General features: G+C 62.3%; 1 protein-coding gene and 1 pseudogene. Both read left to right on the top strand.

The genetic code is table 11. The features are described from left to right. The coding region (locus MBTS_RS22980) for a cbb3-type cytochrome c oxidase subunit I (protein ID WP_192216576.1) at positions 1-660 on the top strand (660 nt) is incomplete at its 5' end. A 5-nt stretch (positions 661-665) separates the two neighbouring features. Next, positions 666-812 (top strand): annotated as a pseudogene (locus MBTS_RS23925) (cytochrome o ubiquinol oxidase subunit III); the annotation flags it as partial.

Below are 812 nucleotides of genomic sequence, written 5' to 3'. Positions count from 1 at the left end.
TGGTTCCCGAAGGCCTTCGGCTTCCGGCTCGACCCGTTCTGGGGGAAGATGTCGTTCTGGTTCTGGCTCTCGGGCTTCTACTTCGCCTTCATGCCGCTCTACGTCCTCGGCCTGATGGGCGTGACCCGCCGCGTCCAGCATTTCGACGACCCGTCGCTGCAGATCTGGTTCATCATCGCTGCCTTCGGCGCCGGTCTGATCGCACTCGGCATCCTCTCCTTCATCATCCAGCTCGTGGTGAGCTTCATGCGGCGCGAAGCATTGCGTGACCACACCGGCGATCCGTGGGGCGGTCGGACCCTCGAATGGTCGACCTCCTCCCCACCGCCGGACTACAACTTCGCCTTCACGCCGGTGATCCACGACCACGATGCGTGGTCGGACATGAAGCGTCGCGGCTATGCGCGACCGCTCAAGGGCTTCCGTCCGATCCACATGCCGAAGAACACCGGTACGGGCATGATCCTGGGTATCCTCAGCATCGGCTTCTCGTTCGGTATGATCTGGTACATCTGGTGGCTTGCGGCGCTGACCTTCATCGCCATGGCCGTCGTCGCCATCGGTCACACGTTCAACTACAACCGCGACTTCTACATCTCGGCCGACGCCGTCATCGGTACCGAGACTGAACGGACGCGGATGCTCGAAGGTCGGGTCTGAGAACCATGGCGTCGCATTCCCCCACCCTCGCCAAGGACGGCGAGGCACCCTCCTTCTACATGGAGGAGGATCACCATCCCGAAGGCGGCACCATGCTCGGCTTCTGGATCTACCTGATGAGCGATTGCCTCATCTTCGCGGCCCTGTTCGCC

Source organism: Methylobacterium bullatum (assembly GCF_014845095.1).
Taxonomy (GTDB): Bacteria; Pseudomonadota; Alphaproteobacteria; order Rhizobiales; family Beijerinckiaceae; genus Methylobacterium; species Methylobacterium bullatum.
This window is presented reverse-complemented; position numbering and strand designations above follow the sequence as displayed.